The sequence below is a fragment of the Streptomyces sp. NPDC053367 genome (assembly GCF_044545925.1).
Classification (GTDB): Bacteria; Actinomycetota; Actinomycetes; order Streptomycetales; family Streptomycetaceae; genus Streptomyces.
Genome location: NZ_JBITYN010000013.1, coordinates 256478 through 280712, shown reverse-complemented (window position 1 = coordinate 280712; position 24235 = coordinate 256478). Strand labels below are relative to the sequence as shown.

The 24235-nt window shown below is 72.8% G+C and carries 22 protein-coding genes; 10 read left to right on the top strand and 12 right to left on the bottom strand.

From position 1 onward, the window contains the following. The first annotated feature begins 46 nt into the window (after positions 1-46). Both ACIGXJ_RS32830 and ACIGXJ_RS32825 read left to right on the top strand, forming a co-directional pair. Positions 47-1423 carry a flotillin family protein gene (locus ACIGXJ_RS32830; protein WP_399653208.1) on the top strand — a complete coding sequence of 459 codons (1377 nt, stop codon included), beginning with the start codon at positions 47-49 and terminating at the stop codon, positions 1421-1423. A 47-nt stretch (positions 1424-1470) separates the two neighbouring features. Continuing rightward, positions 1471-1920: a type II toxin-antitoxin system PemK/MazF family toxin gene (locus ACIGXJ_RS32825; RefSeq protein WP_399653206.1), complete on the top strand. Its 450-nt coding sequence runs from the start codon at positions 1471-1473 to the stop codon at positions 1918-1920. On the opposite strand, the gene ACIGXJ_RS32820 is transcribed toward ACIGXJ_RS32825, so the two are convergent. Next, positions 1905-2732 (bottom strand): TIGR02452 family protein, encoded by an 828-nt coding sequence (locus ACIGXJ_RS32820; RefSeq protein WP_399653204.1) that lies wholly within the window; start codon positions 2730-2732, stop codon positions 1905-1907. The two genes, ACIGXJ_RS32825 and ACIGXJ_RS32820, sit on opposite strands and share 16 nt — an antisense overlap. 252 nt (positions 2733-2984) lie before the next feature. Here ACIGXJ_RS32820 and egtA point away from each other — a divergent pair, with 252 nt between their 5' ends. Genes egtA through egtD form a run of 4 tightly spaced genes read left to right on the top strand, consistent with a single transcriptional unit; the run spans position 2985 to position 7376 of the window. Then, complete coding sequence (gene egtA, locus ACIGXJ_RS32815; protein ID WP_399653201.1) at positions 2985-4298, top strand: ergothioneine biosynthesis glutamate--cysteine ligase EgtA; 1314 nt, start codon at positions 2985-2987, stop codon at positions 4296-4298. Further along, a complete protein-coding gene (egtB, locus tag ACIGXJ_RS32810; RefSeq protein WP_399653199.1) occupies positions 4295-5617 on the top strand; it encodes an ergothioneine biosynthesis protein EgtB in 1323 nt (440 codons plus the stop codon). The genes egtA and egtB overlap by 4 nt, the downstream gene beginning before the upstream one ends. After that, positions 5617-6408: an ergothioneine biosynthesis protein EgtC gene (egtC, locus tag ACIGXJ_RS32805; RefSeq protein ID WP_399653197.1), complete on the top strand. Its 792-nt coding sequence runs from the start codon at positions 5617-5619 to the stop codon at positions 6406-6408. Before egtB ends, egtC begins: the two co-directional genes overlap by 1 nt. Then, positions 6405-7376 carry an L-histidine N(alpha)-methyltransferase gene (egtD, locus tag ACIGXJ_RS32800; RefSeq protein WP_399653194.1) on the top strand — a complete coding sequence of 324 codons (972 nt, stop codon included), beginning with the start codon at positions 6405-6407 and terminating at the stop codon, positions 7374-7376. Before egtC ends, egtD begins: the two co-directional genes overlap by 4 nt. 101 nt (positions 7377-7477) lie before the next feature. Here the strand turns inward: egtD and ACIGXJ_RS32795 are convergent, their stop codons facing one another. Further along, on the bottom strand, positions 7478-8737 hold the full coding sequence (locus ACIGXJ_RS32795) for an extracellular solute-binding protein (protein ID WP_399653191.1): 1260 nt from the start codon (positions 8735-8737) through the stop codon (positions 7478-7480). 232 nt (positions 8738-8969) lie between these two features. On the opposite strand from ACIGXJ_RS32795, the gene ACIGXJ_RS32790 reads away from it, so the two are divergent. Further along, positions 8970-9188 (top strand): dodecin, encoded by a 219-nt coding sequence (locus ACIGXJ_RS32790; RefSeq protein ID WP_399653189.1) that lies wholly within the window; start codon positions 8970-8972, stop codon positions 9186-9188. A gap of 31 nt (positions 9189-9219) precedes the next feature. On the opposite strand, the gene ACIGXJ_RS32785 is transcribed toward ACIGXJ_RS32790, so the two are convergent. Beyond that, positions 9220-9708 (bottom strand): hypothetical protein, encoded by a 489-nt coding sequence (locus ACIGXJ_RS32785; protein ID WP_399653187.1) that lies wholly within the window; start codon positions 9706-9708, stop codon positions 9220-9222. Between the two features lie 112 nt (positions 9709-9820). Between ACIGXJ_RS32785 and ACIGXJ_RS32780 the strand changes: the two genes are divergently transcribed. Both ACIGXJ_RS32780 and ACIGXJ_RS32775 read left to right on the top strand, forming a co-directional pair. Continuing rightward, positions 9821-10819, top strand: a complete 999-nt coding sequence (locus ACIGXJ_RS32780; RefSeq protein ID WP_399653185.1) for an LLM class flavin-dependent oxidoreductase — start codon at positions 9821-9823, stop codon at positions 10817-10819. Positions 10820-10830: 11 nt separating this feature from the next. Further along, positions 10831-13170: an ATP-binding cassette domain-containing protein gene (locus tag ACIGXJ_RS32775; RefSeq protein ID WP_399653182.1), complete on the top strand. Its 2340-nt coding sequence runs from the start codon at positions 10831-10833 to the stop codon at positions 13168-13170. Here ACIGXJ_RS32775 and ACIGXJ_RS32770 read toward each other — a convergent pair. The 5 genes from ACIGXJ_RS32770 to ACIGXJ_RS32750 form a co-directional block, all read right to left on the bottom strand. Then, positions 13153-14016, bottom strand: coding sequence for a lysophospholipid acyltransferase family protein (locus tag ACIGXJ_RS32770; protein ID WP_399653180.1), 864 nt, complete (start codon positions 14014-14016; stop codon positions 13153-13155). The genes ACIGXJ_RS32775 and ACIGXJ_RS32770 overlap by 18 nt on opposite strands. Next, positions 14013-14768 carry a GNAT family N-acetyltransferase gene (locus ACIGXJ_RS32765; RefSeq protein ID WP_399653177.1) on the bottom strand — a complete coding sequence of 252 codons (756 nt, stop codon included), beginning with the start codon at positions 14766-14768 and terminating at the stop codon, positions 14013-14015. The genes ACIGXJ_RS32770 and ACIGXJ_RS32765 overlap by 4 nt, the downstream gene beginning before the upstream one ends. A gap of 152 nt (positions 14769-14920) precedes the next feature. Further along, positions 14921-15667, bottom strand: coding sequence for a succinate dehydrogenase/fumarate reductase iron-sulfur subunit (locus ACIGXJ_RS32760; protein ID WP_399653174.1), 747 nt, complete (start codon positions 15665-15667; stop codon positions 14921-14923). Beyond that, positions 15664-17613 carry a fumarate reductase/succinate dehydrogenase flavoprotein subunit gene (locus tag ACIGXJ_RS32755; protein ID WP_399653172.1) on the bottom strand — a complete coding sequence of 650 codons (1950 nt, stop codon included), beginning with the start codon at positions 17611-17613 and terminating at the stop codon, positions 15664-15666. Before ACIGXJ_RS32755 ends, ACIGXJ_RS32760 begins: the two co-directional genes overlap by 4 nt. Positions 17614-17615: 2 nt before the next feature. Then, positions 17616-18287, bottom strand: a complete 672-nt coding sequence (locus tag ACIGXJ_RS32750; RefSeq protein ID WP_399653323.1) for a succinate dehydrogenase — start codon at positions 18285-18287, stop codon at positions 17616-17618. A 120-nt stretch (positions 18288-18407) separates the two neighbouring features. Here ACIGXJ_RS32750 and ACIGXJ_RS32745 point away from each other — a divergent pair, with 120 nt between their 5' ends. Next, a complete protein-coding gene (locus tag ACIGXJ_RS32745) occupies positions 18408-19292 on the top strand; it encodes a LysR family transcriptional regulator (protein WP_399653169.1) in 885 nt (294 codons plus the stop codon). A gap of 3 nt (positions 19293-19295) precedes the next feature. Here the strand turns inward: ACIGXJ_RS32745 and ACIGXJ_RS32740 are convergent, their stop codons facing one another. The 4 genes from ACIGXJ_RS32740 to ACIGXJ_RS32725 all read right to left on the bottom strand — a co-directional run bounded on the left by ACIGXJ_RS32740 (position 19296) and on the right by ACIGXJ_RS32725 (position 23681). After that, positions 19296-19523, bottom strand: coding sequence for a hypothetical protein (locus ACIGXJ_RS32740; protein WP_399653166.1), 228 nt, complete (start codon positions 19521-19523; stop codon positions 19296-19298). A gap of 54 nt (positions 19524-19577) precedes the next feature. Then, the gene (locus tag ACIGXJ_RS32735) at positions 19578-21716 is read right to left on the bottom strand and encodes a putative bifunctional diguanylate cyclase/phosphodiesterase (RefSeq protein ID WP_399653164.1); all 2139 of its coding nucleotides are present in this window, start codon (positions 21714-21716) and stop codon (positions 19578-19580) included. Next, positions 21713-22525, bottom strand: a complete 813-nt coding sequence (locus ACIGXJ_RS32730; protein ID WP_399653161.1) for an SAM-dependent methyltransferase — start codon at positions 22523-22525, stop codon at positions 21713-21715. Before ACIGXJ_RS32730 ends, ACIGXJ_RS32735 begins: the two co-directional genes overlap by 4 nt. A 208-nt stretch (positions 22526-22733) precedes the next feature. Beyond that, complete coding sequence (locus ACIGXJ_RS32725) at positions 22734-23681, bottom strand: SCO0930 family lipoprotein (RefSeq protein ID WP_399653320.1); 948 nt, start codon at positions 23679-23681, stop codon at positions 22734-22736. Positions 23682-24235: the final 554 nt, after the last annotated feature.

Sequence of the window (24235 nt, the reverse complement as noted above, 5' to 3'; positions counted from 1 at the left end):
CGGTACGTTCGGTGCCTGTACGGCACCCGGAACAGGGGGTGTGCCGATGTTCGTCGGCGTCATCGCGGGGGCGGCTGTCGCCTCCCTGCTCGTTCTGACCGGTCTGTTCAAACTGATGTGGCGCGTCGCGGAACCCAACGAGGCCCTGATCATCTCCGGCTCCAAGCACCGTCTGGAGGGTTTGGAGGAGGGCATGGGCTTCAGGATCGTCACCGGGCGGGGCACGCTGGTGCTGCCCGGGGTGCAGGCCGTGCGCAAGCTGTCGCTGGACCTCAACCAGACGGAACTGCACGTCGACTGCGTCACGCACCAGGGCATTCCGCTGAAGGTGCGGGGCGTGGTCATCTTCAAGGTCGGCGACGACTTCGTGTCGATCGCCAATGCCGCCCGGCGCTTTCTGGACCAGCAGAAGCTGATGGCGGAGCGCGTGCACACGGTGTTCGCCGGTCATCTTCGGGCGATCGTCGGCGGGTTGACGGTCGAGGACATGATCCGCGACCGGGAGAAGCTCACCGGGCAGGCGCGTGCGGCCTGCGGCACCGAGATGGAGAAGCTGGGCCTGATCGTCGACTCGCTGCAGATCCACGAGATCGAGGACCCGACCGGCTACATCAAGAACCTCTCCGCCCCGCACACCGCGGCGGTACGACGTGACGCGCGCATCGCGCAGGCGGAGGCCGACCGGCTGGCGACCGAGGCGGAGCAGCAGGCGTTCGCGCGGATGGCGGAGGCCACCCGCGACAGCGAGATCCTCAAGGCCGGCTACCAGGCGGAGCAGGACAAGGCCGCCGCCACGGCCCGGCAGGCGGGTCCGCTCGCGGAGGCCGGGGCCCGCCAGGAGGTCGTCATCCAGGAGACGCGCGTCGCCGAACTCGAGGCGCACCGGCGCGAGCAGCAGCTCCAGGCCGATGTGCGCAAGCCCGCCGACGCCAAGGCGTACGAGCAGCGCACCCTCGCCGACGCCGAGCGCGACGCGCGGATGTCGGTGGCCGAGGCGAAGGCGCGCGAGACCCGGGCCACCGGTGAGGCCGAGGCGGCCGCCACCCAGGCCAAGGGCCTCGCGGAGGCGGAGGCGCTGCGGGCGAAGGGGCTCGCGGAGGCGGAGGCCATCAAGGCGCGTGCGGCGGCCCTCGCCGAGAACCAGGAGGCCGTCGTCGCCCAGCAACTCGCCGAGAACTGGCCGGAGATCGTCCGGGCCGGGGCGTCCGCGTTCGGCAACGTCGACAACATGGTGCTGCTCAACGGCGCCGACGGCATGGCCGACCTGTTCGCCAAGGCCCTCACCATGGGCGGCACCGGGCTAGGGCTGGCCCGGCAGCTGCTCGCGTCGATGAACCAGAACGGGACCTCTCCGGTGAACGGCGCGAGTGTCCCCAAAGTCCCGGTGAGTTCCACCCGGAAGGTCCAGGTGGACGAAGGCTGAGGCGGATCGCCGCCCGCGGTCGCGGCGGCACCCTCTAAGGTGCCCCCGTGACCGCGTTCATCGATGAGAACACGCCAGGCCGTTACGGCCCGCACGCGACCACCGAGATCGATCCGCACTCGGTGGGCCGCGTGCGCACCGAGTACTGCCCCGCGCACGACGGCGACCCCGACCCCGGCGAGATCGTGTGGACCTGGGTGCCGTACGAGGAGCACGACGGGCGGGGCAAGGACCGGCCGGTGCTGGTGGTGGCCCGCGAACGCGGCCGGGGCACGCTCCTCGCGGTGCAGCTCTCCAGCAAGCGGCACGACCACCAGCGCGAGTGGGTGGCGATCGGCAGCGGCCCCTGGGACCGCTCCGGCCGCGAGTCCTGGGTGGATGTCGACCGGGTGCTGCGGCTGCACGAGCAGGGCATGCGCCGCGAGGCGTGCGCGCTGGACCGGATGCGGTTCAACCTGGTCCGGCGGCGGCTGCACGAGCGCTACGGCTGGACCTGACGCAACTGCGCGAAGGTGCGCTCGAAGGCGCCCCGTACGACGGCGTCCCGGGTGCGGTCCAGCACGCCGAACACCACGTGCTCGAACCGACCGGCGAACCGTCCGCCGCGCCCCAGCAGTGCGTGGAAGGCGCCCGCGACCTGCGCCGGGTCGTTCTGGAAGACGCCGCAGCCCCAGGCGCCCAGCACCAGCCGCCGGTAGCCCTCGGCGGCGGCCGTCTCCAGGACGCGCTCGGCGCGCGCGGACAGGGCCCGCGGGAGCTCGGCGGCACGCTCCGGGAGCGTACGGCGTACGACACCGGCGTTCGGGGCGGCGGCGGTGAGGAAGCCCGCCAGGTACGGCTCGTCGAGGAGGCCGCCCCGGTCGTCGCGGAAGACCGGCACGGCGGGTGAGTGGATGACACGGTCGGTGTAGAACGGGTCGCGGTGGGCGCGGTGGTGGTCGTAGAACCGCGGGGCCGCACGCAGGCAGGTGTACAGCGCCGAGGCGCGGCACAGGGCCTCCTCCTGCGCCTGGGCGCCGTTGAGGAAGCCGCCGCCCGGGTTGCGAGCCGAGGCGAAGTTCAGGACGGCCACGCGGCCGCCGACGCGGCGGGCGGCCTCCAGGCTGCTCTCGCCTGTGACCTCGACGCGGGTGCCGACCGGGTCCGCCGGCGGGACGGGTACCGGTTGCGGGCCGTACACGCGGGTGCCCGCGCGGGCCGCCTCGACGGCCGCGGCGAGCGGGACCCGGTGTCCGGCGGGGGCACGGTAGGCCCCGGCCGCGACGATCTCTTCCGTCTCCTTCGCGATGCCGCGCAGTCGCGCGCTCACGGCGCCACCCCCGTGGACGCCGTGAGCGCGCACGTCACGCTCTCCCCCGTGGTGCTCATGGCAGCATCCTGCGTAAAGCTGGGGATACGGGCAAAGGATTTTCGAGGGATCGGAGGTTCACACTCCCGGAAGTCCCGGGGGGCGCTCTTGTGCGAATCGTGCGGAGGGTCTTGGCTGGGACGGGTGAGTCCGGCCGGGGCCGTTGGGGGAACCGGGCCGGAGGCATGAGGGAACGCGTTGGAGGATCCTGGCATGTCCGATTCGGCAGGCGACTGTACGGAGCCCCGCAGGGCCATCACGGAAGCCGAGGTCGAGGCCCTGGTACGGGGCATCTGCTTCAAGACCGGACCACCCGGCACGGTAGGGGTCGAGGTGGAATGGCTGGTCCACGAGCCGCACCGGCCGTGGGCGCCCGTGGCACCCGAACGTCTCGCGGCGGCCTACGCCGCACTGCGCGCCGTCCCCCTGGGATCGGCGCTCACCGTGGAACCCGGCGGCCAGCTGGAGCTGAGCTCGCCGCCCGCCGCGTCCCTGACGGACGCGGTCACGATCGTCTCCGCCGACCTCGCCGCCGTACGGGCGGCCCTGCGCGGGCACGAGCTCGCGCTGCTCGGCGTCGGCCAGGACCCCTGGCGTCCGCCCCGCCGCTATCTGCACTCCCCGCGCTACGACGCGATGGAGACCTGCCTGGACCGTACGGGTCCCGCGGGCCGGGACATGATGTGCGCGTCGGCGTCGGTGCAGGTCTGCCTGGACGCCGGGTACGAGGAGCCCGGACCGCTCGGCATGGGGCGGCGCTGGTGGCTCGCCCATCAGCTGGGCGCGGTGCTGGTGGCGGCCTTCGCGAACTCCCCGCTGGCCGGCCGCAGGCCCACCGGCTGGCGGTCGACCCGGCAGCTGACCTGGACCCGTATCGGCCCCGGCCGGGCGGGTGCGCCCGCGCTGGAGGGCGACCCGCGCGCGGCCTGGGCGCGGCATGTGCTGGACGCGCCGGTGATGTGCGTACGGCAGGAGTGCGGGCCGTGGGAGGTGCCCGAGGGGCTGACCTTCCGGCAGTGGACCCGCTCGGGCGGGCCCCGGCCGCCCACCCGCGAGGACCTCGACTACCACCTCACGACGCTGTTCCCGCCGGTCAGGCCCCGCGGGCATCTGGAACTGCGCATGATCGACGCGCAGCCCGGCGACGACGGCTGGATCGTGCCGCTCGCGGTCACGACGGCCCTGTTCGACGACCCCGGGGCCGCGGAGACCGCGTACCGCGCGGTCAAGCCGCTGGCCGAGCGCTCCCTGTCGCTGCCCGCCCCGCACAACCCGCTGTGGCGCGACGCCGCCCGTGACGGGCTCTCCGACCCCGAGCTGCGCGAGGTCGCCGAGCTGTGCTTCGCGGCGGCCCTGGAGGCGCTGCCGCGGATGGGGGCCGGGCGTCAGGTCACGGACGCCGTGGCGGCGTTCGCGGACCGCTATGTGGCCCGGGGCCGCTGCCCCGCCGACGATCTGCTCGACCGCGTCCACCGCACGGATCTCTCCCCGGCCTCCGGGGCGCACGGGAAGGACATCCCCGCATGACCACCGAGCCGGCCCTCGACACCGAGCCCTTCCGCGAGCGGGCGCTGGTCTCGCTGACCGCCGCGCGCGCCCGCACCACCCTGCTGACCAGCTGTGTGGAGGACCCGGACCTCACCGCCCAGCACTCGCCGCTGATGTCGCCGCTGGTGTGGGACCTGGCGCACATCGGCAACCAGGAGGAGCAGTGGCTGCTGCGGGCCGTCGCCGGGCAGGAGGCGATGCGGCCCGAAATCGACAGCCTGTACGACGCCTTCGAGCATCCGCGCGCCGAGCGGCCCAAGCTGCCGCTGCTGCCGCCCGACGAGGCGCGGAAGTACGCGGCCGAGGTGCGCGGGCGGGTCCTGGACGTGCTGGAGGCGGCCGCGTTCCAGGGCGGCACCCGGCTGACCGAGGCGGGTTTCGCGTTCGGCATGGTCGCCCAGCACGAACAACAGCACGACGAGACGATGCTGATCACCCATCAGCTGCGCAAGGGCCCGCAGGCGCTGACCGCCCCGGACCCGGAGCCGGTGCCGCTGTTCACCGGGCCGGCCGAAGTGCTGGTGCCCGGCGGACCGTTCACCATGGGCACCTCCACCGAGCCGTGGTCGCTGGACAACGAACGGCCCGCGCACCGGCGGGAGGTGGAGCCGTTCTGGATCGACACCACGCCGGTCACCAACGGCGCCTATCTGGCGTTCATCGAGGACGGCGGCTACGACACCGAGCGCTGGTGGGCGCCCGAGGGCTGGGCGCACATCCGCCGCAACTCCGTGCGGGCGCCGCTGTTCTGGCGCCGGGACGGCGGGCAGTGGCTGCGCCGCCGGTTCGGGGTGACCGAGGTGGTGCCGCGCGAGGAGCCGGTGCTGCACGTGTCCTGGTACGAGGCCGACGCCTACGCCCGCTGGGCGGGGCGGCGGCTGCCCACCGAGACCGAGTGGGAGAAGGCCGCCCGCTTCGACCCGGCCACGGGCCGCTCCCGGCGCTACCCCTGGGGCGACGCCGACCCGGCGCCCGAGCACGCCAACCTGGGCCAGCGGCATCTGCGCCCGGCCCCCGCGGGCAGCTACCCGGCCGGTGAGTCGCCGCTGGGAGTACGGCAGTTGATCGGTGACGTGTGGGAGTGGACCGCGAGCGACTTCCAGCCCTACCCGGGGTTCGTGGCGTACCCGTACAAGGAGTACTCCGAGGTGTTCTTCGGGCCCGAGTACAAGGTGCTGCGCGGCGGCTCGTTCGCCGTGGACCCGGTCGCCTGCCGGGGCACCTTCCGCAACTGGGACTACCCGATCCGCAGGCAGATCTTCTCCGGGTTCCGCACCGCGCGCTCGGAGTCCGTCTGATGTGCCGGCACCTGGCCTACGTGGGCCCCGAGGTGCCCCTCGGGCGGCTGCTGTTCGAGCCGCCGCACTCGCTGTACCGGCAGTCGTGGGCGCCCAGGCGGCAGAAGCACGGCACGGTCAACGCCGACGGGTTCGGGGTGGGCTGGTACGCCGACGGCGACCCGGTCCCGGCCCGCTACCGGCGCTTCGGTCCGATCTGGGCCGACTGCGACCTGACCGACCTGGCCCGGGTGGTGCGCACCCGGGCGCTGCTCGCGGCGGTCCGGGACGCGACCGTACCGAGCCCCGACGGCGAGGCCGCGGCGGCGCCCTTCGCCGCTGACCGCTGGCTGTTCAGCCACAACGGCGCCGTCACCGGCTGGCCGGACTCCCTCGCCCCGGTCGCCGCGGCGCTGCCGCCGGTGGACCTGCTGCGGCTGGCCGCCCGCAACGACTCCGCGCTGGTGTGGGCGCTGGTGCTGGCCCGGCTGCGGGCCGGCGACGACATGGGCCGGGCGCTGGCCGACACCGTCCCGGAGGTGGCCGCGGCCGCCCCCGGCTCCAGGCTGAACCTGCTGCTGACCGACGGCACCTCGATCGCCGCGACCGCCTGGGGCGACACCCTGTGGTGCCGCAGCGAGCCCGGCCTGGGCACGGTCGTGGCCTCCGAGCCCCACGACGACGACCCGCTGTGGCGCGAGGTCCCCGACCGCACCCTGCTCGTGGCGACCGGCGCCGACGTACAGCTCTCCCCCCTCAAGGAACCGAGCGACGCCTCGGCCCCCGCCTCCCCGAAGGAGCCCCGTCCGTGAGCCAGTTCCTTCTCACCCGCCTGCTCGCCGAGGACGCCACCGAGGCCGCCCTGCGCGCAGACGTCCTGGCCGGCCTCACCGCGCACCCCAAGACGCTGCCGCCGAAGTGGTTCTACGACGCCCACGGCAGCGACCTGTTCGAGCAGATCACCGAGCTGCCCGAGTACTACCCGACGCGCGCCGAGCGGGAGATCCTGCTCGACAGGTCCGACGAGATCGCCGCCGCGCTGCCCGCCCGCACGCTGATCGAACTGGGCTCGGGCTCCTCCGACAAGACCCGGCATCTGCTGGGCGCGCTGACCTCGCTCGGGACGCTGCGGACGTACGTCCCCGTCGACGTCAGCGAGAGCGCCCTCGCGCAGGCCGGGAAGGCGCTGGTGGAGGAGTTCCCGGAACTCGGCGTGCACGCGCTGATCGCCGACTTCACGGCCGAGCTGACCCTGCCCGACACTCCCGGGCCGCGCCTGCTGGCGTTCCTCGGCGGCACGATCGGCAACCTCCTGCCCGCCGAACGGGCCGAGTTCCTCGCCTCGGTGCGCGCCATGCTCTCCCCCGGCGACGCGCTGCTGCTCGGCACGGACCTCGTCAAGGACGAGGAGACCCTGGTCCGCGCGTACGACGACGCGGCCGGGGTGACGGCGGCGTTCGACAAGAACGTGCTGACGGTCGTCAACCGCGAGCTCGGCGCCGACTTCGACCCGGCGGCGTTCGACCACGTGGCGCTGTGGGACGCCGAGCGGGAGTGGATCGAGATGCGGCTGCGCGCCCGCGCCGAGCAGACCGTGAAGATCCGGGCCCTGGACCTCGCGGTCGACTTCGCCGCGGGCGAGGAGCTGCGCACCGAGGTGTCGGCGAAGTTCCGCCGGGACGGGGTGCGCGGCGAACTGGCCGCCGCCGGCCTGGAACTGAGCCACTGGTGGACGGACGCGCGGGGACGGTTCGCGCTGTCCCTGAGCACGGTGAGGTGAGGACGCGCACACGGATCACGGCGAGGCCCGCACGCCGAGGAGGATCACGGCCGGGTGACCGGCCCGGTCAGGCCACCGGCCCCGTCAGGTCACCGGCCCGGTCAGGCCAGTGACAGCAGGTCGGTGATGCGGTCCGAGGCGCGGCGGGCCTCCGTCTCGGCGTCGGCGCCCCGCAGCACCTTGGTCATGTAGGCCTTGATCGGGTTGTCCGCCTCCACCGCGGCCCACTCGGGTGTGGTGGGGGTGGCCCGGCCCTCGGCGGCGCCCGCGGCCATGGCGGCGACGCCCTCCTCGCCCGCGACCGCGCCGGCGAGGGTGGTCTTGTTGGGGACGTAGTTCATGGTGCGGGCCAGGTCGGTGTTCCACTTGGCTCCGGCGAGGGCCTCCACCACCGCGATGGCACCCTCGCGCTGGTCGGTGTTCTCGGGGATCACCAGGTCGGAGCCGCCGGTGAACACGGCACCGGGCCGGGCCGCGGTACGGCCGGGCACGGGGAAGAAGCCGAGCTTGCCCTCCAGTCCGGGGTTGCGCTGCACGACGGCACGGGCGACTCCGGGCACGGCCACGATCTGGGCGATCTCGCCGCGGGCGAACTCGTCGGCCTGGGGCGGGTGTTCCTCGTCGGCGTCGACCGGGCCGGAGCCGAGGGCCTGGAGGCGGCGGTAGAAGTCCATGCCGCGCAGGGCCTCCGGGCTGTCCAGGGAGCCCTGCCAGGTGCCGCCGGCCTCCTCGGCGAGTTCGCCGCCCTCGTCCCAGATGAACCCGGCGAGGGTGTACCAGTCCTGTCCGGCGAGGTAGATCCCCTCGGTGCCGCCGCGGTTCAGCTTCTCGGTGGCGGAGAGCCACTCCTCGCGGGTCCTCGGCGGGGCGTCCACGCCGGCCTCGGCGAAGAGGTCCTTGCGGTAGACGACCACCCGGTTGGCGGCGTACCAGGGGACGCCGTACTGGTGGCCGCGCAGTTGGCCCGGCTCGGCGAGGCCGGGCAGCCAGTCCCGGCTCCCCCAGTCCCGCACGGACTCCAGCGTCAGATCGACCAGCCGGCCTCCGTCGACGTACTGCGGCACCTGGGTGTTGCCGACCTCGATGACGTCGGGCCCCGCGGCGGCCTTCTCGTCCTTCGCCTCCAGGGCCGCCTGCACCTTGGGGCCGATGCCGGTCCACTCCTGGATGCGCAGGTCGAGGTCGATGTCGGTGTGGGTGCGCTCGAAGTCCTCCGTGAAGCGGTCCAGGAAGTCCCGGGAGGCGCTGTCCTTCATCAGCCACACGGTGACGGTCTGCCGTTCGGTGCCGCCCGGCAGCAGGCCGCAGCCGCTGGCGAGGGAAGCGGAGACACAGACGAGGGCGAGGAGGCGGCGTGTCACTGGTCGGTCCTGTTCTGCCTGACGGACAGGGGAGAGGGACCCGACGTGGGGGGACGAGCACAGGGGCCCGAACGGGTGAGCTGGATTTTGGTATGGACCAATGCGAAGGTCAAGGGGCACCGGGCGACCGGGCCGACGTCTCGCGCTCCGCCGCAGCCTGGGGCACGGTGGAGTGACGCGCGCCACATGCGGCGCCGGCGTCATCCGCCGTCACAGCAGGAGGAGCAGCCCCATGTCGAACCACACCTACCGGGTCACCGAGATCGTCGGCACCTCGCCCGAGGGCGTCGACAAGGCCATCCGCAACGGCGTCTCCAGGGCCTCGCAGACGCTCCGGAACCTGGACTGGTTCGAGGTCACGCAGGTCAGGGGGCAGATCGAGAACGGCGAGATCGCGCACTGGCAGGTCGGCCTGAAGGTCGGGTTCCGCCTCGAGGACACCGGCTCCTGAGGACACCGACTCCTGAGGACACCGAGTCCCCTCAGGTACGGCCCTCCCGCTCCTGCGCCGCCCTCAGCTCGGCGGAGGGCGCGGCCCAGCGGGCCCGGACGACGGTGAAGCCGGCCCGTTCGGCGGCCTCGCACACCAGCTCGTCGTCGTCCACCAGCATCCTCACCTCACGCGTACGGGCGAGCCGGCGCAGGATCTCCAGCTTGGTGAACCGGGCCGGCCTGCGGTCGGCGTCGCCCCGCATATGGACACGCCCCTCGGGCAGCCCGTGCGCCGCGAGCCACTGCAGCGTGTCGCGGCGGCAGCGCTCGGGCCGCCCGGTGAGGTAGACGACCTCGCACTCCCCGGCGCTCTCCACCGCCAGCGCAACGCCCTGCGGGATCGGCGGGTCCTGGGGCGCGGCCGCGAAGAACGCGTCCCAGTTCCGCGGCCTGGTCTGCAGGAAGTGCTGGCGGTGCGCGGTGTCGGCGAGGGTGTTGTCCAGGTCGAACACGGCGAGCGGGGGCCGGGTGTCAGTCACCCGGCCCACCCTAGGTCTCCTGGGCCCGGCCCGCCCAGGCCGAAGGACCCGACGGCGACGGCTGTGTCCGCCACTCCGGGAATGCGACCGCCCCGGCCGCGTTGAACCCTGTGTGACTTCCGTGATCGCCGCGACCCGCTTCTCCGTGCTCGACCGCTCCCGCACCCGAGAGGGCCGCCCGCCCGGTGAGGCGCTGCGCGACACCGTGGCACTGGCGCGGGAGGTGGAGGCGCTCGGCTACCACCGGTTCTGGGTGTCGGAGCACCACGGGGTGCCCGGGGTGGCCGGTTCGGCGCCGACCGTGCTGGCGGCGGCCGTCGCCGCGGCGACCGGCACCATCCGGGTGGGCACGGGCGGGGTCATGCTGCCCAACCACCGGCCGCTGGTCGTCGCCGAGCAGTTCGGCGTGCTGGAGTCCCTCTTCCCTGGCCGTATCGACATGGGGCTCGGCCGCTCGGTGGGCTTCACCACCGGCGTGCGCAAGGCGCTGGGCCGCGACAAGGAGGACGCGGAGGACTTCGCCGGCCAGCTCCAGGAGCTGCTCGGCTGGTTCCGCGGCACCTCCCCGACGGGCGTGCGCGCCCGGCCCGCGGACGGGCTGACCGTGCCGCCGTTCGTGCTGGCCATGGGCGAGGGCGCGACGATCGCCGCCGAGGCGGGCCTGCCGATGGTGATCGGCGACCTCCGCAACCGGGAGAAGATGCTGCGCGGCGTCGAGCACTACCGCGACCGCTTCCGCCCCTCCCCCTGGGCGGCCGAGCCGTACGTGGTGATCTCCGGCAACGTGGCCGTCGCGGACACCCCCGAGCAGGCCCGCCGGCTGCTGGTCCCGGAGGCGTGGTCGATGGCGCACTCCCGCACGCACGGCACCTTCCCGCCGCTGCCGCCCGCCGAGCGCGTCGAGTCGCTCGCCATGACCGCCCGGGAGCGCGGCTTCTACGAGTCGGGCCTGACCGGGCAGCTCGCGGGCTCGGAGGAACAGGTCGCGCACGAACTGGAGACGGTGCTGAAGGAGACGGGCGCCCAGGAGGTCCTCGTGACCACCAGCACCTACGACCGCGAAGCCCTGCTGGACTCCTACCGGCGGCTGGCCTCGATCGTCAGCGGCTAGGGTTGCCCGTCATGCACCACCCTCACGACCCGTACGTCCGCGTCCGCGGCGCCCGCGAGCACAACCTGAAGGACGTGGACGTGGACATCCCGCGGGACGTCGTGGCCGTGTTCACCGGCGTGTCCGGCTCCGGGAAGTCCTCGCTCGCCTTCGGCACGATCTACGCCGAGGCGCAGCGCCGCTACTTCGAGTCCGTGGCGCCGTACGCGCGCAGGCTGATCCACCAGGTGGGCGCCCCGAAGGTCGCCGAGATCAGCGGGCTGCCGCCGGCGGTGTCGCTGGAGCAGCGCCGCTCGGCGCCGACGTCCCGCTCCTCGGTGGGGACGGTGACCAACCTCTCCAACTCCCTGCGCATGCTGTTCTCCCGCGCGGGCGACTACCCGCCGGGCGCCGCGCGCCTGGACTCCGACGCCTTCTCCCCCAACACCGCGGCCGGCGCCTGCCCCGAGTGCCAGGGCCTGGGCCGGGTGCACCGTACGACCGAGGAACTGCTGGTCCCCGATCCGTCGCTGTCGATCCGCGACGGCGCGATCGCCGCGTGGCCGGGCGCCTGGCAGGGCAAGAACCTGCGGGACATCCTCGACGCGCTCGGGTACGACGTGGACCGGCCCTGGCGCGAACTGCCCGCCGGGCAGCGGGAGTGGATCCTGTTCACCGACGAGCAGCCGGTCGTCACCGTGCACCCGGTGCGGGACGCCGACCGCATCCAGCGCCCCTACCAGGGCACGTACATGAGCGCGCACCGCTATGTGATGAAGACGTTCTCGGACTCCAAGAGCCCCGCCCTGCGGGCGAAGGCCGAGCGCTTCCTGACGGCCGCCCCGTGCGCGGTGTGCGACGGCGGCAGGCTGCGCCCGGAGGCCCTCGCCGTGACCTTCGGGGGGCGCAACATCGCCGAACTGGCGGCGCTTCCGCTGGCCGAGCTGGCCGCGTCGCTGGACGGCGCCTCGGAGGCGGCCCGGGTGCTCACCGACGACCTCAGGTCCCGGATCGCGCCGGTCGTCGAGCTCGGCCTCGGCTATCTGAGCCTGGACCGGCCCACGCCCACGCTCTCCGCCGGGGAACTGCAACGGCTCAGGCTGGCCACCCAGTTGCGCTCGGGTCTGTTCGGGGTCGTCTACGTCCTGGACGAGCCGTCCGCCGGACTGCACCCCGCCGACACCGAGGCGCTGCTGACGGTGCTGGGGCGGCTGAAGGCGGCCGGGAACTCGGTGTTCGTGGTGGAGCACCACCTGGACGTGGTGCGCGGAGCCGACTGGATCGTGGACGTCGGCCCGCGCGCGGGCGAGCACGGCGGCCGGGTGCTGCACAGCGGGCCGGTGGCGGAGCTCGCCGCGGTGAGCGAGTCGGCGACGGCCCGCTTCCTCTTCGCCCGCTCCCCCGCCCCGGCCCGCGAAGTGCGGGCTCCGCGCGGCCGGCTGAAGGTCGGCCCGGTCACCCGGCACAACCTGCGGGACCTCACGGCCGAGTTCCCGCTCGGCGCGCTCACCGCGGTCACCGGCGTCTCGGGGTCCGGCAAGTCCACGCTCATCGGCGAGATCACCGAGGAACTCGGCGGCGTGGACAGGCTGGTGACGTTGGATCAGCGGCCCATCGGCCGGACTCCACGCTCCAACCTGGCCACCTACACGGGCCTGTTCGACGTGGTGCGCAAGGAGTTCGCGGCGACGGAGGCGGCCCGGGAGCGAGGCTACGGCGTCGGCCGGTTCTCCTTCAACGTGGCCGGCGGCCGCTGCGAGACCTGCCAGGGCGAGGGCTTCGTCAGTGTGGAGCTGCTGTTCCTGCCGAGCACGTACGCGCCCTGCCCGGACTGCGGCGGAGCCCGCTACAACCCGGACACGCTGGAGGTGACGTACCGCGGCCTGACCATCGCCCAGGTGCTGGACCTCACCGTGGAGGCGGCCGCCGAGTTCTTCGCCGGCACCCCCGCCGTGGCGCGCAGCCTCCGCGCCCTCCTCGACGTGGGTCTCGGCTATCTGCGGCTGGGCCAGCCCGCGACGGAGCTGTCCGGCGGGGAGGCGCAGCGCATCAAGCTGGCGGCCGAGCTGCAGCGCGGGCGGCGCGGACACACGCTGTACCTCCTCGACGAGCCGACGACCGGGCTGCACCCGGCCGACGTCGAGCTGCTCATGCACCATCTCCACGCCCTGGTCGACGCCGGGAACACCGTGATCGTCGTCGAGCACGACATGGCTGTCGTGGCCGGGGCGGACTGGGTGGTCGACCTGGGGCCGGGCGGGGGCGAAGCGGGTGGGCGGATCGTGGCGGCGGGACCCCCCGTGGCGGTGGCGAGGGCTTCTGGTGGGCGGACCGCCTCTTATCTGGCGCGGGCCCTAAGGCTGTCCGCCTAGGAGCTCGGGTTGTTCTGCCGTCCGGCGGGTGCGGCTGGTGCGTGGCTTGTCGCGCAGTTCCCCGCGCCCCTTGAAGGCACTGTCCTCAGCGGCCCTTGCCAGCGCACGGCGGTCGGGGAAGGTCCCGGGAGCGATCGCGGGTCGCACCTCCACCTCGGCGGTCACGCTCCGGGTCGTGGTCACGCGCCACACCGACGTGAGCAGGGAGTCCTCGCCGATGAAGGCCGGGCGGGTGGTGGGGGTGCCGTCGGCGAGGCGGTAGCGGATGGCGACCGGCTGGACGGGGACGTTCGCGTCGAGGGCGGCCTGGAACGCCGCCCGGCGGAAGCGGCCCTGGGCGCGGCCGCACCAGGTGCTCCCTTCGGGGAAGACGCCGACGGCCCCACCCGTGCGCAGCACCTCGGCGAGCTGCGCGACCGTGCCGGGCAGCGTCCGCAGCCGGTCGCGGTCGATGAACAGCGCACCGCCGCGCGCCGCCAGCGCCCCCGCCACGGGCCAGCGCCGGATCTCCCGCTTGGCCAGCATGCGCGCCGGGCGTACGGCGGCCAGCAGCGGGACGTCCAGCCAGGAGACGTGGTGGGCGACGAGCAGCAGGCCCCCGGCCGGCGCGGCCCGGCCGGTGAGGCGCACCCGTACACCCGCGGCCCTCACGGTCCACCGGCACCAGCGCCGTACGGCACCGGCGGGGATTCTCGGCCCGAGCGGCGACAGCACCACCCCGGCGAGGAGCAGCGCGAGGACCGCCGCGATCCGCAGCACGCCCCGTACGACCGCCGCGGCGGACGCGCCCGTCTCCTCCAGGCACGCCCGCGGGGTGCAGGGCGCGCTCGGCAGCCAGGCGCTCACCGGGCCGGGGCGAGCGAGAGGAAGTGCCTCAGATAGCGGGCGTCGACCCGGCGCATCGACAGCAGCACAAAGAGGTCGGCGACCCCGAAGTCCGGGTCGTGCGCGGGCTCGCCGCACACCCGGGCGCCGAGGCGGAGGTAGCCGCGCAGCAGCGGGGGCAGCTCGGTCCGCCCGGTGGGCCGAGCCACGCCGTCGGCGTTCCACGGCAGCAGCGGTCGTACGCGGAACTCCTGCGGAGCCAGGTGCCCCGCCCGCACCCGGTCCCAGGTGGCGGCCGCGACCGCGCCGCCGTCGGAGAGGGGCAGCGAGCAGCAGCCGGCCAGCCACTCGTGGCCGCCGTCCACCATGTACCGGGCGATGCCGGCCCAGATGAGCCCGATGACGGCCCCGTCGCGGTGGTCGGGGTGCACACAGGACCGGCCGACCTCGACCAGTCCGGGCCGGATGCCGTCCAGCCGGGACAGGTCGAACTCGCCCTCGGAGTACAGCCTCCCGGCGATCGCGGCCCGCTCGGGCGGCAGCAGCCGGTAGGTGCCGACGACCTGGCCGGTCGAGGTGTCCCGGACCAGCAGGTGGTCGCAGTACGCGTCGAACGGGTCGATGTCGAGGCCCGGCTGCGGTGTGGCCAGCAGAGCCCCCATCTCCCCGGCGAAGACGTCGTGGCGCAGCCGCTGCGCGGCGCGTACGTCGTCCTCGTCGCGGGCCAGGCGGACGGTGTAGCGCGTGGGTGTGAGCGTACTGACGCCGGACATGGCTCTCTCCTGGGCACGGGCCGGTGGAGCGGGGCTGGGGACACCCCTTTTCTTCCGACCCGGGTTGGCGTGGACGTGACCAACGCCGGGAGAGCGGATGTGAGAAAGCTGAACGACGCCCACCCGCGAAGAGGGCGCCGAGACCTACGGCGCTACCGCTTGACCTTCCGCACGGCCCGCAGCCACTCCTTGTTCATGCCGGTGATGGACATCAGGGGAATCCCCTTCGGGCAGGCGGTCGCGCACTCACCGGTGAGCGTGCACCCGCCGAAGCCCTCCTCGTCCATCTGCGCCACCATGTCCAGCACCCGCGTCTCCCGCTCGGGCGCCCCCTGGGGCAGCACGTTGAGGTGGTTGACCTTCGCGGACGTGAACAGCATCGCCGCCCCGTTGGGGCACGCCGCCACACACGCCCCGCAGCCGATGCACTCGGCGTGCTCGAAGGCGAGGTCGGCGTCCGGCTTGGGCACGGGCGTGGCGTGGGCCTCGGGGGCGGAGCCCGTCGGCGCGGTGATGTATCCGCCGGCCTGGATGATCCGGTCGAACGCGGACCGGTCCACGACCAGATCCTTGACGACCGGGAACGCGGACGCCCGCCACGGCTCGACGTCGATCGTGTCGCCGTCCTCGAAGGACCGCATGTGCAGCTGGCAGGTGGTGGTCCGCTCGGGCCCGTGCGCGTCCCCGTTGATCACCAGCGAGCAGGCGCCGCAGATGCCCTCGCGGCAGTCGTGGTCGAAGGCCACGGGGTCCTCACCGCGCAGGATGAGCTCCTCGTTGAGCGTGTCCAGCATCTCCAGGAAGGACATGTCGGGCGAGATGCCGTCCACCTCGTACGTGGACATGGTGCCGTCGGCGTCGGCGTTCTTCTGCCGCCAGACGCGCAGGGTGAGCTTCATGCGTAGCTCCGCTGGGTGGGGTGGACGTACTCGAAGACCAGGTCTTCCCTGTGCAGCACGGGCGCCTCGCCGGTGCCGGTGAACTCCCAGGCGGCCGCGTAGGAGAACTCGTCGTCCTTGCGGGCGGCCTCGCCGTCCGGGGTCTGGGACTCCTCGCGGAAGTGGCCGCCGCAGGACTCGGTGCGGTGCAGCGCGTCGAGGCACATCAGCTCGGCGAGCTCCAGGTAGTCGACGATGCGGTTGGCCTTCTCCAGCGACTGGTTGAACTCCTCGCCGGTGCCGGGCACCTTGATGCGCCGCCAGAACTCCTCGCGGATCTGCGGGATGCGCTCCAGGGCCTTGCGCAGCCCGGAGTCGGTGCGGGCCATGCCGCACAACTCCCACATCAGCTCGCCGAGCTCGCGGTGGAAGGAGTCGGGGGTGCGGTCGCCGTCGACGGACAGCAGCAGGCTGAGCCGGTCCTCGGTCTCCGCCAGCACCTCCTGTACGACGGGGTGTTCGTCCGTCACCTCGTCCTGGCGGGGGTTGCGGGCGAGGTAGTCGTTGATGGTGGCCGGCAGCACGAAGTAGCCGTCGGCCAGGCCCTGCATCAGCGCGGACGCGCCGAGCCGGTTGGCGCCGTGGTCGGAGAAGTTGGCCTCACCGATCGCGAACAGGCCGGGAACGGTGGTCTGCAGGTCGTAGTCGACCCACAGTCCGCCCATCGTGTAGTGCACGGCCGGGTAGATCCGCATCGGGACCTCGTACGGATCCTCGTCGGTGATCCGCTGGTACATGTCGAAGAGGTTGCCGTACTTGGCCTCGACGGCCTTGCGGCCCATCCGCTCGATGGCGTCGGCGAAGTCCAGGTAGACGCCCTGTCCGCCGGGGCCCACTCCCCTGCCCTCGTCGCAGACGTTCTTCGCGGCGCGGGAGGCGATGTCGCGCGGGACGAGGTTGCCGAAGGAGGGGTAGATGCGCTCCAGGTAGTAGTCGCGCTCGTCCTCGGGGATCCTGTTCGGCGGGCGGGTGTCGCCCTGGGCCCTCGGCACCCAGATCCGGCCGTCGTTGCGCAGGGACTCGCTCATCAGCGTCAGCTTCGACTGGTGGTCGCCGGTGCGCGGGATGCAGGTCGGATGGATCTGGGTGAAGCAGGGGTTGGCGAAGTACGCGCCGCGCCGGTGCGCCCGCCAGACCGCGGTCGCGTTGGAGTTCATGGCGTTCGTCGACAGGTAGAAGACGTTGCCGTAGCCGCCGCTCGCCAGCACCACGGCATCCGCGAAGTACGTGTCGACGCGGCCGGTGATCAGATCACGGGCGACGATCCCGCGGGCCCGCCCGTCCACGACGATCAGGTCGAGCATCTCGGTCCGCGGATGCATCTCCACGTTCCCGGCGGCGATCTGCCGGCTGAGCGCCTGGTAGGCGCCGAGCAGGAGCTGCTGCCCCGTCTGGCCGCGGGCGTAGAAGGTGCGGGAGACCTGGACACCGCCGAAGGAGCGGGTGTCCAGCAGGCCGCCGTACTCACGGGCGAAGGGCACGCCCTGCGCCACGCACTGGTCGATGATCTCGACGGAGATCTGCGCGAGGCGGTGCACGTTGGACTCGCGGGCGCGGAAGTCGCCGCCCTTGACGGTGTCGTAGAACAGGCGGTGGACGGAGTCGCCGTCGTTGCGGTAGTTCTTCGCCGCGTTGATGCCTCCTTGCGCCGCGATGGAGTGGGCGCGGCGCGGGGAGTCCTGGTAGCAGAACTGGACGACGTGGTAGCCCTGTTCGGCGAGGGTCGCGCCGGCCGAGCCGCCGGCCAGGCCGGTGCCGACGACGATCACCGTGTGCTTGCGCCGGTTGGCGGGATTGACCAGCTTGGCCTCGAACCGGCGCTTGTCCCAGCGCTCGTGGATCGGGCCGGCGGGCGCCTTGGTGTCGGCGACGGGCGCGCCGGTCGTGTAGTCGGTGTAAGCGGTCATCTTCAGCTCACCACTCCGGTCATCACGCCCACGGGTACGGCGACGAAGCCGGCCGTGAGCAGCAGGGCGAGGACGTCGGCGATCGTCTTCAGGGCGCGGTCGCGGGTGCGGCTTCCGGCGCCGAGGGTCTGGGCGGCGCTCCAGAAGCCGTGCCGGATGTGCAGGCCGAGGGCGAGCATCGCCACGATGTAGATGACGTTGCCGTACCAGGTGGAGAAGGTGTCCACGACGTTCTGGTAGGGGTGCCCCTCCTGGAAGCCGCCCGGGTGCACATGGCCGGTGGTCAGGTCCAGGACGTGCCAGACGATGAACAGGCCCAGGATGATCCCGCCCCAGCGCATCGTGCGGGTCGCGTAGCTGGAACGCGGCTTGCGGTGCGCGTACTTGCTCGGCCGGGCCTTGATGTCGCGCCGGCTGAGCTGGTAGGCGGACACGGCGTGCGCGAGCACGGCGACGAGGAGCACGACCCGGATCAGCCACAGCGTCCACTCGTAGTGCATGAACGGCTCGCCGACCGTGCGCAGCCAGTGGCCGTAGTGGTTGAACTCGTCCGGGCCGAAGAAGATCTTCAGATTGCCGATGACGTGGGCGACCAGATACAGCAGCATGATCACGCCGCTGACGGCCATCACCGTCTTCTTGCCGACGGAGCTGTCCCAGATCGTGCGCGCCATGGACGGCCGTCGGTCCGTCCGCGTTGCCAGAGCCATGGGTCATGACGTTAGAGCCGCGCATACCCATCGGTCCAAGACATGGTCCGGCTCGTTTCGATAGGCACTGGCTATGATGGTGGTGTGCAGTTCCACCAGCTCCAGTACTTCGTGGCGGTCGCCGAGACCCGTCACTTCACCCGGGCCGCGGAAGTGGTCCATGTCGCCCAGCCGTCGCTGTCCCAGCAGATCAAGGCGCTGGAGCGGGAGCTGGGCGCCGACCTGTTCCAGCGGGCCCGGGGCAACATCACGCTGACCGACGCGGGTGAGGCGCTGCTGCCGCTGGCCCGGCGCATCCTGGCGGACGCGGACACCGCGCGGCACGAGGTGCAGGAGCTGGTGCAGCTCCAGCGCGGACGGGTGCGGCTGGGGGCGACGCCGAGTCTGTGCACCGGTCTGCTGCCCGACGTGCTGCGCTCCTTCCACGACCGCTACCCGGGCGTGCGGCTGCACATCGAGGAGGGCGGCTCCCACGATCTCGTACGGCAGCTCGCGCGCGGTGCGCTCGACCTGGCGCTCGTCGTGCTGCCGCTGCCCACGCCCTCGCCGGCGCTGACGACGGTCGAGCTGCTGCGGGAGGACCTGGTGGTCGTCTCCTCGCCGGACGCGCCGCGGCCGGGGCGGGGGCGGCGCGCGGTGGCGGTCGCCGACCTGGAGGGCGAGCGGCTCGTGATGTTCCGGCACGGCTACGACCTGCGGGAACTGACCGTCGCGGCCTGCCGCTCCGCCGGGTTCGAGCCGGACTTCGCGGTCGAGGGCGGCGAGATGGACGCGGTGCTGGGGTTCGTACGGGCGGGGCTCGGGGTGGCCGTCGTACCGAAGATGGTCGCCGCCCGGTCGGGGCACGGACTGCGGGTGACGCCACTGGCCGGGCCCGGACTGCACCGCGCGATCGCGCTGGCCCACCGCAGCGATGTGGCGCCGCCACGGGCCGCGCGGGAGCTGCAGCGGATGCTGCTGGAGCGCTGACCGCTACCGGGCGGCCCTGCGCCGCGCCGCGGCCGCGCGTACGGCGTCCAGCGGGATGCCGGCCTGTTCGCACAGCGTGGCCAGGTCGAAGCAGACGGACTCGCCGGCCGTCAGCCCGTCCCTGAACGTCCGCAGGATGCCGTCGATGTCGCGGGCGGCCTCGGCCGCGCGGTGGGCCTCGAAGAGGCTGCGCATGCGGGTGACGTCCATGTCGGCGGTCCCCTCGCTCAAGGCACCGGTACCCCCACCTCGATCGCAGGGAGGAGGGCACCGGTCAGCCACCGCTCACCCGCTCGCGTCCACCAGGGCCAGCTCGTGCAGGCGCTCCGGCGGGCCGGGCCGGGCGTAGTACCAGCCCTGGGCGGTGTCGCAGCCCAGTATCCGCAGCTGCTCGGCCTGGGCTCCGGTCTCCACGCCCTCCACCGTGACGGCGAGGTCGAGGCTGTGCGCCAGGGAGACGATTCCCTCGACGATCTTCAGGTCGACGGGGTCGGCGGGGAACTGCTGCATGCTCTGGGTGAAGGAGCGGTCCAGCTTGAGGACGCTCACCGGGAGGCGGCGCAGGTTCGCCAGGTTCGAGTAGCCGGTGCCGAAGTCGTCCAGGGCGATGTCGACGCCCATCTCGGCCAGCCGGCGCAGGGGTTTGAGCAGGTCGTCGTCGGCGCCGATGAGGGCGGACTCGGTGACCTCCAGGCACAGCGCGTCCGGGGTGACGCCGGCGGCCTCCAGGATGTCGACGGTGTCCTGGACCAGACCCGGATGGTTGAGCTGGCAGGGCGAGAGGTTGACGTTGATCCGCAGCGGACCGGCGTCGGCGTAGCGCTCGCGCCACTCGCGGGCCTGGCGCACCGACTGCTCGAGGACCCAGCGGCCGAGCGGGACGATGAGGCCGGTGTGCTCGGCGAGCGGGATGAACCGGTCCGGGCCGAGGACACCGTGCTGCGGATGCAGCCAGCGCACCAGGGCCTCCGCGCCGCGCACACTGCCGTCGCCGAGGTGGACGAGCGGCTGGTACTCGATGAAGAACTCGCCGCGTTCCAGGGCCGCCGGCAGCGCGGTGGTCAGACCGTGCCGGGTGATCGCGCGGGCGTCGGCCTCCGGGTCGGCCAGCTCGCAGCGGTTGCCGCCCGCCGACTTGGCCCGGTACATCGTGATGTCGGCGCTGCGCAGCACCTCCGCGGCGCTGCGCCGGCCGCCCGCCGGGCCCTCGACGATGCCGATGCTGCCGCGCACGGTCAGCTCGCGTCCCTCGATCCGGACGGGCGCGAGCAGCACGTTCTGGATGCGGGCGGCCAGCTCGTCGACCTCCTGCTCGGTGTCCGGACCGGTCGTCAGCGCGACGAACTCGTCACCGCCCAGACGGGCGACCATCTCACCGGGCGCCGTGGCGCAGGACTGCAGCCGGTCGGCGACCTCCACGAGCAGCCGGTCGCCGGCCGCATGGCCGAGGCTGTCGTTGATGGTCTTGAAACCGTCCAGGTCGAGGTAGCACAGGCCGAACCGCTGGTCGGGAGCGGCGTTGAGGGCCTTCTCCAGGCGTTCGAAGAACAGGGTGCGGTTGGGCAGGCCGGTCAGGGCGTCGTGGGTGGCCTCGTAGCGCAGCCGGAGGTTGAGCAGCCGGCGCTCGGTGGTGTCCTCCATCAGCGCGAGCTGGTACTGGGGGCGGCCCTCGGGGTCGCGCAGCAGAGACACCGTGAGGTTGGTCCACAGGACCGTTCCGTCGGGCCGGTAGAACGCCTTCTCGATGTGGTAGTGCTCGCGCTCGCCGCTCACCAGCTCCTCGTAGAGCCGCCACACCTGGGGGGCGTCGTCTGCGTGCGTCCACTCGCGGACGTTGCGGCCGCGCACATTCTGCTCGGAGCCGCCGAACATGCGCAGCAGCGCGTCGTTGACCTCCAGGATGTTGCCGTCCAGGTCGGCGATGCCGATCCCTATGGCCGCGCCCTCGAACACCGCGCGGAAGCGGGCCTCGCTGGCGTGCAGGGCCTGGGCCACGACGCCCTGGGCGCGCAGCGCGGCCTGGGCGATGGATTCCTGCTCGGCGAGGGTCCGTTCGCGCAGCGCCTGGGCGAACCCGGCTGCCATGGAGTGCTGCAGCCGCGCCGAACGCGCCCGCAGGTCCTCCTGGTCGCCGTCCGCACCGCAGTAGAGCACCAGATAGGCGTCGACGCAGTCGAGGGTGCGGCTGAGCACGTCCGGGTCGGTGCAGTGGGCGGCGACCAGGGCGGCGCCGACCGCCTTGCCCTCGGCGGCGTCGAAGGACCTGGCCCGCAGCGCCTCGCTCAACCGCCGGGCGAGCGGCAGCAGTTGCTGCTCGAACTCCGGCCGGGTCAGGGCCGTCGCGGTGACGGGGAAGACCGCGCGGCTCCAGATCGTCGCGAACCGGCGCAGTCTGTCCTCCGGCCCGTCCGGCTCCGCGCTCACGCCGAACGCCCCACGCCCGCGAACCCGGAGAACGCGTACGGGTCCTCGTCCTCCGGTGCGGTGTCGGGCCGCCAGTGCGGCATCGGCACCAGTCCGGGTTCCACCATGTCGTACCCCTCGAAGAACCGCGCGACCTCGTCGCGCGAGCGCATGATCAGCGGGTTGCGAATGTCCTTGTATACGTCCACCGCGCCCTCGGCCCGCTCGGCGGACAGCGGGATTCCCTCGTACGAGGCATGCGTGAGGATCAGCATGCTGCCGGGGGCGAGCGCGTCGCGCAGCTCGGCCACCGCCCGGTACGGGTCGTCCGCGTCTTCCACGAAGTGCAGTATGGCAACGAGCAGGAGTGCCACCGGACGGTTCAGGTCGATCAGCCGCCCCACTTCGGGGGCGGCGAGGATGTCGTGGGGCTTCCTGAGGTCGGCGGCGACCACACCGGTGCCGTCGTTGCCCTCCAGGACCGCCTGGCTGTGCGCGACGGCCACCGGGTCGTGGTCGACGTAGACGACCCGCGCGCCGGGGTGGGCCCGCTGCGCCACCTCGTGGACGTTGCCGAACGTCGGGATGCCGGAGCCGATGTCGAGGAACTGGGTGATGCCCTCGCCCACCGCGAACCGCACCGCGCGCCGCATGAACGCCCGGTTCGCCTGCATGATCTTGGGCAGGCCCGGCATGAACTCCATCGCCTTTCGGGCCGCTTCCCGGTCGACCTCGAAGTTGTGCGAACCGCCCAGGTAGAAGTCGTAGATCCGGGAGACGCTGGGCACCGAGATGTCGATGCTCCGTGGGGCCCAGGCGGGACGCTCCATCGATCTCTCCAAGGCGTAGGCGATCCGGTGTTCGAGCAGAGGCTACTGATCGCCCGGCAAAGGAGCGAGCGGAAACGGAAATTGACCATCCGTTCCCGGTCACTGCCTGCGGCAAGTGCCGAATCGGCGTCCGGTAAACCCTTGCAAACACACCAAAGCGGTCCGCCCCTCCGTGGGGGCGGAGGGGCGGACCGGAGCAAGCGGCCGGTTACTCCTTGGGAGCGCCGATCGGCTTGCCGTCGGGCGCCACGGCGTACCAGGTTCCGCCGACGCCCTGGCCATTGGTGTCACCGGGGGCCTTGTCACCGGAGAAGGTGTAGATGGGCCAGCAGTTGACCGTCTGCTGCTTCGTCCCGTCGGGACGGGTGAAGCTCATCAGCCCCTTCTTCTGCACGCCCTTGGTGTCGTTCGCGGCGACCGGGGCGACGGCCGGCCACTTCCCCAGGCAGGCGCCGGTGCACGCGGAGACCGGCTTCGGCCAGGCCTCGTCCTTCATGAAGCGGTAGACCGTCATGCCGTTGCCGTCCACGACGATCTCGCCCAGCTTCGGGTCCTCACGGGTGGACAGTCCGGGCAGATCGGCCAGTTTCGCCTTCTTCCCGTCGGGCGCCAGCGCGAACCAAGTCCCCTTCACGCCCTGCCCGTTGGTGTCACCCGGGTTGACGTCCTTGGCGTACCGGTAGGCGGGCCAGCCACCGACGGTGAGCTGCTTGCTGCCGTCGGACCTGGTCACCTCACCGAGCAGCGCCGGATCGACCCCCTCCCCCGCGCTGGCGTCGTCCGCGAGGACGGGCGGCCAGGCGGCGGCGCAGTCACCGTCGCAGTTCGTCTTGGGCGGCTCCGCGGTGTCCTGGTCGAACCGGTACAGCGTGCGCCCCGCACTGTCGGTGAGCACCTGCCCCAGCTCGGCGTCGGTCGCCACGGAGAGCTTGCCCGCGCCCTCGGCCGCCGCCGCCGGCTGCGCGTCCTGCTGCGTCCCCCCGGTCCCGGCGTCGTAACCACCACCGGAACCGACCCCGTAGCCACCGGCCGGCGCGGCCGCCCCCACGTTCTGACTCGTCGGCTGCGTTCCCTCTTCCTGACCGCACGCCGTCGTCAGCGCCAGCACGGCCACGGCACCCATCACGAACGAGGCGCTCCGCCAGGAGGTCTTCATCGTCAACTCCCCATCATCACAATCCCGTTGCGGCGAGCCATTGCAACCGCCGCACGGCATGGGGTACGGGGCGGCGGGCGGGGGTGTTCAACGGGGCGGCATTTTCTTTTCGCCGGGAGCGCGGGCGGATGCCGCCGGCCGGGGCGCGTCAGGTGCCGTCCGCCAGGGGCGCGAGCAGGTCTCGCCCGCGGGTCTCGCTCGCGGATCTCGCTCGCGGGTCTCGCCCGCGGAAGGAGGAGCGGGTCTCGGTCGCGGAAGGGAGAGCGGGTCTCGGTCGCGGAAGGGAGAGCGGGTCTCGGTCGCGGAGGCGCGGGCAGGTGCCACGTCAACGCCGTTCGAACCCTTCGGGCCGTCCTGTCCCCCGTTTGGGGCAATCCCCTCCGGGACGGGCACGGCAGGCGCCGCCAAGGCTCATGATCTCGGTCGTGCATGGACCCCAACCGACCCGTCGCGCCGCCACCGTACGCGTGCTGGCCCTGACGGCGCTGACATGGGCGCTGGCGGGCGCACCGGCCGGAGTCGCGACGGCCGACGCCTGCGCCTGGGTCTCGGCC

Bases quoted from the DNA above. Each gene is read 5' to 3' on its own strand.
- ACIGXJ_RS32830 (WP_399653208.1), top strand. From the start codon at position 47: ATGTTCGTCGGCGTCATCGCGGGGGCGGCTGTCGCCTCCCTGCTCGTT.
- egtA (WP_399653201.1), top strand. From the start codon at position 2,985: ATGTCCGATTCGGCAGGCGACTGTACGGAGCCCCGCAGGGCCATCACG.
- egtB (WP_399653199.1), top strand. From the start codon at position 4,295: ATGACCACCGAGCCGGCCCTCGACACCGAGCCCTTCCGCGAGCGGGCG.
- egtC (WP_399653197.1), top strand. From the start codon at position 5,617: ATGTGCCGGCACCTGGCCTACGTGGGCCCCGAGGTGCCCCTCGGGCGG.
- ACIGXJ_RS32790 (WP_399653189.1), top strand. From the start codon at position 8,970: ATGTCGAACCACACCTACCGGGTCACCGAGATCGTCGGCACCTCGCCC.
- ACIGXJ_RS32775 (WP_399653182.1), top strand. From the start codon at position 10,831: ATGCACCACCCTCACGACCCGTACGTCCGCGTCCGCGGCGCCCGCGAG.
- ACIGXJ_RS32765 (WP_399653177.1), bottom strand. From the start codon at position 14,768: ATGTCCGGCGTCAGTACGCTCACACCCACGCGCTACACCGTCCGCCTG.
- ACIGXJ_RS32760 (WP_399653174.1), bottom strand. From the start codon at position 15,667: ATGAAGCTCACCCTGCGCGTCTGGCGGCAGAAGAACGCCGACGCCGAC.
- ACIGXJ_RS32755 (WP_399653172.1), bottom strand. From the start codon at position 17,613: ATGACCGCTTACACCGACTACACGACCGGCGCGCCCGTCGCCGACACC.
- ACIGXJ_RS32750 (WP_399653323.1), bottom strand. From the start codon at position 18,287: ATGGCGCGCACGATCTGGGACAGCTCCGTCGGCAAGAAGACGGTGATG.
- ACIGXJ_RS32730 (WP_399653161.1), bottom strand. From the start codon at position 22,525: ATGGAGCGTCCCGCCTGGGCCCCACGGAGCATCGACATCTCGGTGCCC.
- ACIGXJ_RS32725 (WP_399653320.1), bottom strand. From the start codon at position 23,681: ATGAAGACCTCCTGGCGGAGCGCCTCGTTCGTGATGGGTGCCGTGGCC.